Source organism: uncultured Microscilla sp. (genome assembly GCF_947493425.1).
GTDB lineage: Bacteria > Bacteroidota > Bacteroidia > Cytophagales > Microscillaceae > Microscilla.
On the sequence record NZ_CANLRP010000111.1, the window covers coordinates 1 to 13,165 of the forward strand.

A 13,165-nucleotide genomic window follows, 5' to 3' on the forward strand; every position below is an offset into this window, starting at 1 on the left:
CAAGTTTTTTTAACGAAGCATGTCCAAAAAAGATGAGGTTAAGAATGTAAATTTATTTTGACACCGTTCCTAAGGAAACGCATTGGGCACCAGTCTGGAGACTTTCGCCAGCGGGGGTGATTATGGTTAATTATAATCACCCTTTGGTTGTATAAAAATTAGTAAAACAAGGAAGCTTGCCATTGTTAGTCTAATGGCACCCTAAAACCAATCACCAGCACGTCATCAAGCTGTTCTACATTGTTTAGCCAATCATTAAATACCTGGTTCAATACCTGTTGTTGGTTTTCCATAGGCTGGGGGTGTATCTTTACTAATAACTCACGCAAATTGCTACGCATAAACTTACGCTCATCTGGGCCTCCCATCTGATCCTGAAACCCGTCTGAGAATAAGTAGAAGGTTTGGTCATCTTCTGGAATCAATGGAATTACTTGTTTGCTAAAAGATTTAAAGTCGGGGCTTTGAAATCCCCCTATACTTGTGCGGTCTGCCTTTATATCTTGTACTTTGCCATTGTGTATGTATATCATAGCATTTTTGGCACCGGCAAACTCCAGTACTTTATTGGTCTTATCTATTACACACAAATTCATATCCATTCCATCTTGGTTGTCAAGTTCGTCCTGTTTGAGTACTTGCCTTACTTTTTTATTGAGCTGGTTTAAAATCTGGTCAGGCGATGTTACCTTTTTGCTAATGACAATATCGTTCATTAGTTGATTTCCTATCATACTCATAAAAGCGCCCGGTACCCCGTGACCAGTACAGTCAATGGCAGCAATGATATTCTTTTGGATCATTGTTTCGGGGTGGGTGTCAGCGTGCACCCTTACATTGGCAAACCAGTAAAAGTCACCACTGACAATGTCTCTGGGTTTAAACAAAATAAAAGATTGGGGTAGTTCAGCCTTTATTTGCGACATAATAGGCAAAATGGCTTCTTGAATCCTCAAGGCATACTCTATGCTGTCGGTAATGCTTTTGTTTTTGTCGGCTACCAGTTCGTTTTGGGCAGCCAGTTCATCATTGATTACCTTTACCCGGTTACGCTCTTGCTCCAGCTCATACCCTCGGTTTTTGAGCTCTTCTTCCAGTTTTTTGCTGTTGCTAATGTCAAAACGAATTGCCAGGTACATATAAGGTTTGCCGTCGTTGTCTAAAAATGGAATAATGGTCGTATCTACCCAGTAAAACTCTCCATCTTTTGCCTTGTTTTTTATCTCGCTTCGCCATACCTGCCCCTTGGCTATGGTGTTCCATAAATGTTTGATAAACTCTTTAGAGTGGTAGCCGGAGTTTAAGATGCCATGATCTTGCCCAATGAGCTCTTCACGGCTATATTTTGATTTTTTACAGAATTTATCATTTACATAAGTAATCTTCCCTTTTACATCGGTAATGGCTACAATGGCGGCAGAGTCCAGGGCAAACTTGTAGTCATTAAGTTTCAGAATCTGATCTTTGAGTTTATCCTCTAGTTTTTTCTGGTAAGTAATATCATACCCATACTTTACTACTTTGTAAGGTTTGCCATTGAGGTCGAGCACTGGAGTGTAGCTACCTTTGATCCATATTGACTCTCCGTTTTTGTTGATGCGCCAAAACTCCTCTTCTATAAACTGCCCGCTTTGCAGGGTAGGCCAAAAATTTTCACACTCGACCGTGCCGGTGTAGGCATCTTCTACAAATAAGCGATGATGTTTGCCCTGGAGTTCATCACTGGTGTAGCCCATCAGGTCTAAAAACATTTCGTTGGCGTAAAGAATATTACCAGTCAGATCAAACTCAGCCACCGCAGTAGAGCGATCAATGGCTTTGAGTTGATTGCTGTTTTTTTGCCGCAGCATCTTTTCTTCGGTCACATCCATTGCCAGCTTTTTTACTTTATATAGCTCACCTTTGGCATCTTTTACCGGGGTATAGGTAGCCCTTAGCCATACTTCGTTGCCGTGTTTGCTTATATGTTTAAACTCGGCACTATGACTTTTGCCCTGGCGTAGTATATTCCAAAAATCAGCGTATTCCTGGGATTGAGCGTGTGCTTCTTCGATAAATATTTGGTGATGTTGGTCTTTTATTTCGTTTTGGGTATAACCCATCAGGTTTAAAAATAACTGGTTGGCTTTGATAATTTTGCCATCCATGTCAAATTCAATCGCGCTAATGGTGCTGTCAATGGCGGCAAGGTTACTCGAGAGTTCTTTTTCTTTATGAATCATTACCTCCTGCATTGCCTCAAGTTCTTCGTTATTCTCCTTCAGTACTTGCTGCGACTGTTCAATTTTTTGGAGGTGTCGGGTGTTTTGCAGTTCTAGTTTTTTTCTCTCGGTAATATCAGATACAAACTTGATGATTTTATAAGGCTTATTGTCTACATCAAGTATAGGGTTATAGATGCCTTTTACCCATACAGGGTCACCGTCTTTGTTCACTTGCATGAATTCACCTTCTATAGGTTTTCCATTTTTGAGTTGATGCCAAAATTGTTGGTACTCATCGGTCTGGGCGTCTTGAGCACTTACAAAAAGTCCATGGTGTTTGTGTATTACTTCTTCTTTTTGGTAACCCATCAATTGCAAAAACTGTTGGTTGGCATCCAGTACCTGCCCTGTGAGGTCAAACTCTACCACTGCCATAGAGCGATCAATGGCAGCAAGCTGGTTGCCCAGGTCTACCCGAAGGTTTTTTTCTTCGGTTACATCCATTGCCAGCATGATTACTTTGTAGGGTTTGCCTTCGCTGTTTTTTACCGGGGTATAAGTAGCCATGAGCCACAGTTCCTTGTCATTATTTGCCTGCTGTTTGTACTCGGCGTTGTGGCTTATATCGTTGCGTAAGTCTTGCCAAAACAATGCGTAGTCTTGAGATTGAGCGTATTCTTTACCTACAAATATACGATGGTGTTTGCCTATTACCTCTTCGCTGGTGTAGCCCATCAAGTCTAAAAACAATTGATTGGCACGTAGTATTTTGCCCTCCAGATTAAATTCAACCGAACTAATAGTGCTATTGATTGCCTTGACTTGCCCTGAGAGTGCTCCTTCTTTTTGTCGAAGGTCTTCCTGTATGGCAACTAATTCTTCCATATTTTGGCGTAGTTCTTCTTCTGTGGTTCTTACTTGCTCCAACTGAAGCTCATTCTCCATTTCCAGCGTTTTTCTATCAGTGATATCAGCGGTATACTTTACTATTTTATAGGGCTTGCCATCGAGCCCCAACACAGGGTTATAGTTTCCTTTGATCCATTTTTTTTGCCCTTTTTTATCAATCCGAATAAACTCTCCTTCTATAAATTTACCTTGACGCAATTGATGCCAAAATTCTTGATATTCTTTGCTTTGTGCCTCGCCTATTTCCATAAAAATACTATGGTGCTTGCCTTTGATTTCTTCATTGCTGTAGCCCATCATATTCAAAAACAGTGGATTGGCATCAAGAATATACCCATATAGGTCAAACTCTATGACCGCTGAAGAACGTTGTAGGGCAGTCATTTGGTTGATCATGTCTTGCCGCATTTGTTTTTCCCTGGTAACATCCATTGCCAGTTTTATTACTTTATAGGGTTTGCCTTCCGGGGTTTTTATAGGGGTATAAGTAGCTCTTAGCCACACCTCTTTACCTGTTTTGTTGCGGCGCATATACTCTGCGCTGTGGCTTTTGCCTTGTCCCAACTCTTGCCAGAAATGGGCATACTCTTGAGACTGGGCATATTGAGTATCTACAAATATTTGATGGTGTTGCCCTTGTATTTCTTCGAGCGGGTAACCCATCAGGTCTAAAAACATTTGATTGGCTGTAATGATATTGCCCTTGGTGTCAAACTCAATCGAACAAATGGTATGGTTGATGGCTTCAGCACGTGCTGAGAGCGCCGCTTCTTTTTGTAACAAGGTCTCTTGAGTAGCAATGAGTTCTTCCATATTTTGGCGTAGCTCTTCTTCTACTGCTTTTACCTCTTCTAGTTGAGCCTCGTTTTGTATTTCCAGTGTTTTTTTATCTGTAATATCAGAGGCATGCTTTATTATTTTATAAGGTTGTCCCTCTGGGTTTAGTACAGGATTATAGCTGCCCTTGATCCATTTTTTTTCTCCATGTTTATTGATCTGGCTAAATTCCCCTTCGATAAAATGACCATTACGCAGCTGATGCCAAAACTGTTGATAGGCTTTGCTTTGGGCGTGATTTGCTTCTACAAACAGTTGGTGGTGCTTGCCTATGATCTCCTCTTTGGTGTAGCCCATCAGCTGTAAAAACAGTGGGTTAGCATCTAAAATATTGCCCGCCAGGTCAAACTCTACCATTGCTGATGAACGTCCTATAGCATCAATCTGGTTTTTTATGTCTTGTTGCAACCTTTTTTCCTGGGTTACATTCATTGCCAGCTTTATTACCTTATAAGCCACTCCATGTTGGTCTTTGATAGGGGTATAAGTAGCCCTCAGCCACACTGCTTTTCCTGTTTTGCTCAGGCGTTTAAACTCTTCACTATGGCTTTTGCCTGTGCGCAGGTGCTCCCAAAAATATTGGTATTCCTGCGTGTTGGCGTAGGCTTGGTCTACAAACAATTGGTGGTGTCGGCCTACGAGTTCGTCAAGAGAATATTCCATCAGGTCTAAAAACAGCGGATTGGCATCCAGTATCTCACCTTGCAGATTAAACTCAATCGAACAAATGGTGTGGTTGATGGCTTCTACCCGCCCCGACAATGCTTCTTCTTTTTTCACGAGGGTTTCCTGCGTAGCCACCAACTCTTCCATGTTTTGGCGCAAAGCTTCTTCTCTCGCAATCAGTTCAGCTTCTAGTTTTTGAGCTTCTTTGAGTAGTTTTTGGGTTTTGAGATTGTTTTGAATGCTGTTGAGCATGGCCGCTACGTTTGTTGTCAACCGCTCTAGTAGTTCGAGGTGTTTTTTTTCAATGCTTTTCAAATACATCAATTCTACTGCACCATATACCTCACCATTGAATATAAGCGGTATTGCTGCTATGCAACTCCCCGAAATACTTCCAGTGGTGCCTGTCAATACCAGTGAGCCATCTTGGATATCGTCCCATACAATGATTTCCTTGCTTTTGACTGATTGCCCTATCAACTCTTCACCTATTTTAAACTTCTTGTTTTGGGGCAAACAAGCATATCCTGCCAGGGCTTCGATGAGTTGGTTGTCGGTATTGAGGCTAAAAAAGGTGCCTTTGAGGGCTTGGGTGAGTTTTGCCAGGTGTAAAATGACCACATCGGCAAAAGTTTCGAGGGGTTGACCGTAATTACTTCTTAGTATATCATCAAACTTGGCAAGGTTAGAGTCTATCCAAAGGCGTTCTTTCATTTGACTATTTTCTGCCAAAAGTTGATCTTGTATAGGCACAGGAGCCTGATCTTGTTGCATTTCTTGATGTTGATTCTGCATTCCTCAATGTATTTTCTCAGTTCGTATTTTTAGGGGGGGTATGTAGCATACCAAAACAACTATCTGGTGTATCATCTTGTTATAAGATTGAAGGGGCGCATGTTACATCATATTATTTATTGCATTGTTTTCAGGAGTTAGGAAATATAAACCAGCTATTCGTTTTAAACAAATAAAGCGCTGTTAGTGCTGGTTGAAGGCTTGTTTTATTGGGTAATTAAGGTATAACAAAAAATATTTGATTGTTTAGGTAAGCCTCCAGCAGTTGAGTATCTAAGACACATTAAGTAAGTGAAAAAAAAAGTGTATTCCAATTTTTGGCAAGCGATAATCATTGCTTTGTACCATATTTTTCAGGCAAAATGATTGTCTCGTTTTTATCGTGTGTTTGTCTAATTTTTGTCGCGCTTTTTATTGCTTATCACAGGTTTAGGTAAGAAATTTGGTGCAATGATCTGGCTTATGGAAAAATCAAGACGCTCGACAGGGATAAAACTGGTGGCAACTATAGCAAATACGTTTTTGCTGATTTATTTTACCTTCCAGTTGCTCAACCAACCTTTTGTACATGGCAATGAAGTTCCTTTGATTCAGGGGGTTACTTATTTTAAAAACATAGTACTCAACCTGGAAGACAAACCCCATCATAAAGACTTGATGTTTATAGATGTGGCCTATGACAAGCAGATGATTGAGAAACTAGACACCAATGGGTTTCCTATAGGCAAGCAAGCCATTACTGACCGCAAAAAACTGGCAAAGTTTTTCAAAGTGCTCAATCGAAAACCTTCGAATCAGAAGTTTGTGATTTGTGATATTTTCTTTGCCGACCCTGCCACAATAGACGAGTGTGCAGGAGACAGCGTATCGGCTGATGTAGCTCTTAGAGGCGAGCTGGCAAAAATGAAAAACATTGTGTTATCTTATCATTTTAAAGAAGATAAAGACAGCCTTGATCTGCCCATTTTTAAAGTACCTCCACGGGGCATTGCCGACTATGCCACTACTAATAATACTTTCCTGAAGTTTAACTTGTTGTACCGCGACTCCATCAAATCGTCACCCTTGGTGATGTATGAAACCTTGCACAAACAGTCGCTGAAAAAAGGTAAATGGTTTTACTGGCTCAATGGCAAGCGTATACTTAAGTCGTTTATTGTCGATTTTAAGGTGCGCAACTATGATTTATTTGTGTCGAAAAACCGCTATAAGGTAGACAACCTTGATGCTTTGCTTACCCTGGATGATGAAGATATACTGGCACACGTCAAAGACCGAATCATTGTGGTGGGTGATTTTCAGAGCGACAAACACGAAACCATTTATGGCGAAACGGTAGGGCCACTTATTTTACTCAATACCTACCTTGGCCTGCTCAATGGTGACAATGTAGTTACCCCGACGTTTTTAATTTTCTTATTTGGCTGTTTTTTTTGCTTGTCAATAATGATCTTTTATCCTGCCAATCGTTTCGAAAGTTGGCTTAAAAATACTTTTGAAAACACCCAGTTCAAATCTGCAATTACTTTATTGAGCTATATGTCGCTGCTCATTGTTACCTCAGCGCTTTCTTTCTTTTTGTTCAATATTCACCTCAGTATTTTGTTGCTTACTATTTATTTGTATGTGCTCAAAAACATTGTGCGTTTGATTTATCGCAGGTTAGGTTGGCTGGAAAAAAACGTGTCAGAAAATGAGCAAAAGGCTACCTTGGCTTAGGAATGGTGAGAAATTAAATTACCATTCTTGAGGTAGAGGTTTTGTTTTGAGACGAGGCTATTTTTTGCGCCCATAGAGCTTGAATTCCGAACTTGATTCGGAACAGCGCTACGGGCAATAAAAATAACGAAGTATCAAGGCGAAAAATCACCCCTCAGAGTGTAAATTTATTTTTGAACAATTCCTTAGTCAGGGGAGGGAGAGAGGACTGTTTTTATAATGTTTATCTGTAAAAAGTGTAGAGTCATTTGGAAACAATGTGCAGGAGGTATTTTGGCGCATTCATCAGCCATTGTTCGTGCTAAAGCAAGAAAAGGCATATTGGAGTTGGCTCCAATATGCCTTTTGTCTTTTTATAAGTGATGCCTATAACAGGGCAAGCAGTATAAATACAAGACCTACCACAATCAATATCCAACCAATGATGTTGAGCACAGGCAAGAAACTTAAGATCAGTCCAACCAGAATCAAAATAACCCCGATTTTCATATTGCCACTTAAGGCTTTGCGTTCATACTTTTCCTGAAGCCTTTTATTGCCTTTTTTTTCTGCTTTGGCGGCCTTTTTCAAGTACCTCTTTTTGCGTTTTTCGGCTTTTTTAACAGATCTTTTGATCAACCACTTGCCTACACGCGAGTTTAAAAATTTTTGAGCTCTTTTGATTTTTCTTTCTGTACGACGGGCTTTTCGTGCAGCTTTTTTGGCAGCGCGCAATTCCTTTTTCGACAACGTTTTGGTAACAGGAGCTTCTGTAGTTACTTTTTTTGCTGGAGCATCTACCACTACTGTTTCAGTTTTTATCACCTCCACTTCCGGAGTCGTTACGGGCATCTCTGCCATCGCCTCATCATTTGCCATCAATTGGCTTTGGGCATTACTTACCACAGGAAACGCCAACAATGCGCCTAAAGTAATGGATCTTAAAAAGTTTTTGATATGCATACAAAAAGAGTTTAATAAGATTAAAAAAAGACTGTATTAAATAACACTATAAATTTCTGTTTTCCCAACAATTAAGTAAGTAAATAGAGTAAAATAAGCAGTAGACCCAACGACGCCAGCACAATGCCTATGATGTCGAAAGGGCTCAGTTTGCCCAGAGCAAAGAAAAACAATGCACCAATAATTATCAATAAAAGCCCCGTTTTAACATTGCCCCGTCTCTTGTGTTTTTTCAGTTTTGTAATGTCCTTACCTTTGGCAAGCCAGCGCTGTTTTTTTCTTTCATATCTTTTGGCTTGCCTTTTTTGCCTGCGCTCTTGTTTTTTGAGGGCACGTTTAATCAACCATTTACCTATGCGGCTATTCAAAAAGCGTTTCATCCTGGCTTTTTTGCGGGCAAGTTTTTGCCGTTTTTTGGTTTCACTGCGCAACTCGACAGGTGTTTTATAAGGCAACGACGGGGCATCAGCTGCTAAGGCTGTGCTCGCCAAAGTGTGCTTATCAAAAGAAACTTTAAATGCGTATGCCGATGACACATTGATAATGCTGAGCAATACAAAAGCAACAGACAGACGTTGGCATAATTTCTTCATATTCATATTATATTATTATGAGTGGTGAAATAGTTGTTTCACCTGTTTTTTACTAAAAAAATGATGGTGATAAGTAAAAGTGTATTGTATAGGCAGTTTTTTTAAGGTAAACAAAAGCAGTACATAAGACCAACAAATAAAATCTTAAAAGTTGAAGTTCGCAAAGTTTTTTAAAAGTTTGTATCCTGTCTGACCATGGCTTTTAGGCAAGGTAATGTCTGTGAAACTACTCTACCCTACTATTTTTCACCTCGGTTTGTGCCTCCACAAATCGCCCCGTCATAGAGCTTGGGAACCGTGTTTTTCAAGGTTCCGATCAGCTCGTGGAGACACCATAGCCGTCAGGTTAAGAGGAGCATAGTAAAAAATCACTTAAAAAATACCTTCACCGCCTCAGCGAGTGTCCCCACGCGCTGATCGAATCGCCAAAACTTGGGCACTGAAAGATATTTCAGGGGTAAAAAAATAGTAGCCTGACGGCTATGGTGGAGACACGAGCTGAGGCGATGACTGTACTTTTGAAAAAAAAGCTGGGTAGAGTACTGTGAAACAACAATCCCCTGACAAAACATTTGGTTTCGTCAGGGGATTGTTCACCTTGTTTTACAGCAATTTTTCAGGGTTATTTCCTTCCAGTTTCGGCGGCAGCCTCCTGATCTATTTTTTTTGTTACCACTATTACTATGGGGCGCAGTGCCACGTTCGACACTACCTTGTTCATGCCTGGCTTTAGCACCTCACTAAAGCTTTTGTCAAACTTGCTGAATTTGTTTTTGGTAACAACCTGTACAAACGAAGGTTTGTCGGCAGGCAACTTTATCTCATACTGCCCATTGATCTTACTTTGGGTCTGGGCAATCACTGTTCCGGTGTTGGAGTCTTTGATGATTACGGTGGCGCTTACGCCCTTTTGGGTAGAAGCATTGGTCACTATGCCTGCAATCATCAGTTGCTTGGCTATTACCACTTCTTTTGGGGTAAGGGGCACGTTAGATACAACTCGGTTGAGCCCGGTTTTAATAACAGGGCTAAAACTCTTGTTGAAGCTGTCAAAATCTTTTTGGGTAACTTCCTGGACAAAGTTGGGGCTACTTACGGGCAGTTTTATCTTATATAATCCGGTCAGCGGATTGCTTTGCACCTGTTTGATTATTTTGTTGGTTTTGGTATCTCTTATCACAATGGTAGCTTGCATTCCACGTTTGGTTTTTTTGTTGGTGACTACCCCCGTAATGAGCAAACGCTTGCCACTGCTTACTACACTGGAGCTACCTGGGCTCAGGGGTACATTAGACACTACTTCGTTGAGTCCGTTTTGGAGCGTAGGATTAAAACTTTTACTAAAACTACTAAAGTTTCGTTTTTTTACTTCCTGGATGAAGTTGGGACTACTGGTAGGCAGCATGATTACATACTTTCCAGTATAAGAGTTGCTACGTGCAGTAGTGATCACGCGTTTGGTGCGGGCGTCTTTAATGGTAATGGTGGCACTCATTCCTCTTTTGGTAGAAGCATTGGTTACTATGCCCGAAATCATCAAAGTAACTGAAGGTTTGATTTGAGGATTGGCGTTTTTTACATCGGCATAATAAATATCCCCTTGCCTTACAAAATAAGCATCTTGCCCTGAAGCAGGCATAATAAAACCATAATCGTCGAGGTAAGTATTGAACGGAGCCCCCAGGTTTACTACTTTGCCGTGGCTGCCATCGGGGTTAATGGTTGTTTTCAAAATTTCTAAACCTCCGTAACCTCCATAACCATCTGAAGCAAAAAACAAGGTCTTGCCGTCAGCTGCCAAAAAAGGTGATCGTTCATTGCCACGAGTGCTTACCGACAGACGGCGCAAATAAGACCAACGACCGTAGCGTCCGCGGCGGCTGATATACAAATCCATTTTACCATTGTACACCCCCACTGCTACAATAAAGGTTCGACCATCTGCCGACATGGTGGCACCATCGGTGGCGTAATTGTTAGGACCTCGATTATACCGTTGTTTGAGGGCACGTTCTTTGAAAAATTGATTGATGCCTTCGCCCAAACCTTGCGGAAAAGACCAGCGGGTACCTTTAAGCCTGGCTTTGTAGTAAGGACCTCCTTTGCGTTCCCAGGCGCCATACCAACTCTGGAAGTATACTGTTTGCCCGTCGGGTGATATATTGGGTTCGTCTTCGCCCGAACGGGAGTTTACCGTGCGTGGCAAACAAGTAGGGTATCGCCAGTTGCCGTTTACCCGGCGTGAGTACCATATATCACCATCATGTTCCCACTTGCCCCGGTAGCGGGTGTAGCGCGGGGTAGACCAGCTTTGTTGCCCGCGCCCTGACATAAAAAACAAGGTTTTGCCATCGGGTGAAATAGATAAGTTGGTTTCGCGGTATTTAGAGTTGAGCATGTGCAATGCCTTGATCTTGATTTTGCCGGGGTGTTTCAGAATTTTAGGCACTTGAAATTGTGCCTGGGCTACCTGCCAGACAAATGTAAAGATCAGTGTGGCAGTAATATATTTTGAATAATTAAGTTTCATAATATGGTGTGTCTAACTAAGGTGTATAATTAATTATACCTTTCATGGACAAAAAAGTTAACAAACATAAAGTTATTAATTGGCTCTGCCAGTTTCGGCAGCTGCTTCTTCTGCTTTTTTAATTATTTTCTTGGTGACCTTGGTAGGTGTAGGTGGTTTTTTGGCAATTATTTTTTTCTCCTTGGGTTGCAACACAATATCAGCTTCTACCTTGTTGAGTCCATTGTTTATTTGAGGGTAAAACCCCTTGGAAAAGGTTTCAAATCCTTTTTTTCTGACAGTTTGAATAAAGTTACGGTCGGTTATTGGAATCATTGTGGCGTATTGTCCAGTCACGGAGTTGCTGGTAGTACGCGTAATGACCCTGCCAGTTTGGGCGTGCATAAATGTAATGATGACTCCCATTTTTTTGTCATTTTTGCCATTTTTTACTATTCCAGTCACCATCAGTGTGGCTATGTTGGGTTTAAGCTCAGGGTTGGCGTCTTTGGTATCGGCAAAATAAATATCGCCTTCGCGGATAAAGTAAGCTTCGTTGCCTGAGGCGGTCAGGGTAAAGCCGTAATCGTCAAGGTAGGTATTAAAAGGGATGCCCAGGTTTACAACTTTGCCATGGCTGCCATCTTTATTGATGGTGGTTTTGAATATGTCGAGTCCCCCATACCCCCCGTACCCACTGGAAGCAAAATAAAGGGTTTTGCCATCTGCCGCAAGGGTAGGGGAGCGTTCGTTGCCCATAGTGCTTACAGACAACCGCTTGAGCAAAGACCATCTGCCCCGGCGGTCTTTGCGGCTAATGTACAAGTTCATATTGCCCGAATAAGGCCCTACTGCCACAATAAAAGTTTTGCCGTCTGCCGACATAGTGGCTCCATCGGTGGCCAGCTCTTGCCCCAGCTCTTGGCGACGCTGAAAAAAAGCATTGATGCCTCCCCCCAAACCCTTGGGACGGCTCCAGTAGTTGCCATACAAACGCGCCGAATAATAAGGGCCTCCCTTGCGCTCCCAGCCACTGTACCAACTCTGAAAATACACTCTTTGCCCGTTGGGTGATACATTGGGTTCGTCTTCACCGTTGTCGGTATTGATGGTGGCAGGCAAAGCACGTGGCATCAACCATTTTTTACCCATTTTCTGCGAGTACCATATATCACCAGAATACTCTAGTTTGCCTTTCCAAAGGCGTGAAGGTCTGCCCGACCAAGGCTGTCCTCCGCGCCCTGTCATAAAAAACAGGTACTTACCATCGGGTGATATACATACGTTGGTTTCGCGGTAACGCGAGTTAAGTTGATAAAGATTTTTTACTTTTATTCGTTTGGGGTGTTTTAATATTTTGGGTGCTCTAAACTGAGCAAATGTAGTGGTACAGGTAAGCAGGAAGCAAACAAGTATGACCCATTTCCAGACTATTTTCTCATTCATTATACTGTCGCTGTTTTTGGTTTTTCAATCTTCAACATATAGAACCACGCAAAATTAATTTTCTGTATGTTTTTGTAAAATTAATTTACATTAAAAAAAAGAGTATATCAAATTAAGGCAACTTGTTTCATTGTTTATTACGTAGGTAATATCAATTAAAAAAAAATAAAATTCCTTTGGTGAGGAAAAAAAAACGGATATATTGAGAAAAATCAAAAGAATTGAGGGCAAGTGAAACAAAATAATTCCTCTACCGTGTTGAAATACTTCACTGCTAAGTGAATAGCTAACATATTAATTGAATACCAAAAACGAACGATCCTCCATCATAGAAAAGAGATGTAATTAAAAGTTCAGGCAAGACCTGATGATTGTAAATACCAAGACCAGAGCTATGCGCTCGCCTGCTGTTGAGTAGCTACTCAACCTATAAGAAAAGACTAAATACGAACATAACTTATATAAAAAACAATGGATGTAAATGAAAGCATAGGCAACAACACCTATATATTGTTATGAGCTGTTGCTCCACGTCTTATATTAGT

At 41.2% G+C, this 13,165-nt stretch carries 6 protein-coding genes; 1 reads left to right on the forward strand and 5 read right to left on the reverse strand.

Translation table 11 applies throughout. The features are described from left to right. Positions 1-185 precede the first annotated feature (185 nt). Positions 186-5,411 (reverse strand): PAS domain S-box protein, encoded by a 5,226-nt coding sequence (locus Q0954_RS23015; RefSeq protein ID WP_299460880.1) that lies wholly within the window; start codon positions 5,409-5,411, stop codon positions 186-188. A 462-nt stretch (positions 5,412-5,873) separates the two neighbouring features. Between Q0954_RS23015 and Q0954_RS23020 the strand changes: the two genes are divergently transcribed. Further along, complete coding sequence (locus Q0954_RS23020; RefSeq protein WP_299460882.1) at positions 5,874-7,130, forward strand: hypothetical protein; 1,257 nt, start codon at positions 5,874-5,876, stop codon at positions 7,128-7,130. A 366-nt stretch (positions 7,131-7,496) separates the two neighbouring features. On the opposite strand, the gene Q0954_RS23025 is transcribed toward Q0954_RS23020, so the two are convergent. The 4 genes from Q0954_RS23025 to Q0954_RS23040 form a co-directional block, all read right to left on the reverse strand. Continuing rightward, positions 7,497-8,072 (reverse strand): hypothetical protein, encoded by a 576-nt coding sequence (locus Q0954_RS23025; protein WP_299460884.1) that lies wholly within the window; start codon positions 8,070-8,072, stop codon positions 7,497-7,499. A gap of 71 nt (positions 8,073-8,143) precedes the next feature. After that, positions 8,144-8,665: a hypothetical protein gene (locus Q0954_RS23030; protein WP_299460886.1), complete on the reverse strand. Its 522-nt coding sequence runs from the start codon at positions 8,663-8,665 to the stop codon at positions 8,144-8,146. A 622-nt stretch (positions 8,666-9,287) separates the two neighbouring features. Further along, complete coding sequence (locus tag Q0954_RS23035; protein WP_299460889.1) at positions 9,288-11,195, reverse strand: hypothetical protein; 1,908 nt, start codon at positions 11,193-11,195, stop codon at positions 9,288-9,290. Positions 11,196-11,270: 75 nt separating this feature from the next. Then, positions 11,271-12,620, reverse strand: a complete 1,350-nt coding sequence (locus Q0954_RS23040) for a hypothetical protein (protein WP_299460891.1) — start codon at positions 12,618-12,620, stop codon at positions 11,271-11,273. Positions 12,621-13,165: the final 545 nt, after the last annotated feature.

Coding starts and splice junctions, on each gene's coding strand:
- Q0954_RS23020 (WP_299460882.1), top strand. CDS start 5,874: ATGGAAAAATCAAGACGCTCGACAGGGATAAAACTGGTGGCAACTATA.
- Q0954_RS23015 (WP_299460880.1), bottom strand. CDS start 5,411: ATGCAGAATCAACATCAAGAAATGCAACAAGATCAGGCTCCTGTGCCT.
- Q0954_RS23030 (WP_299460886.1), bottom strand. CDS start 8,665: ATGAAGAAATTATGCCAACGTCTGTCTGTTGCTTTTGTATTGCTCAGC.
- Q0954_RS23040 (WP_299460891.1), bottom strand. CDS start 12,620: ATGAATGAGAAAATAGTCTGGAAATGGGTCATACTTGTTTGCTTCCTG.
- Q0954_RS23035 (WP_299460889.1), bottom strand. CDS start 11,195: ATGAAACTTAATTATTCAAAATATATTACTGCCACACTGATCTTTACA.
- Q0954_RS23025 (WP_299460884.1), bottom strand. CDS start 8,072: ATGCATATCAAAAACTTTTTAAGATCCATTACTTTAGGCGCATTGTTG.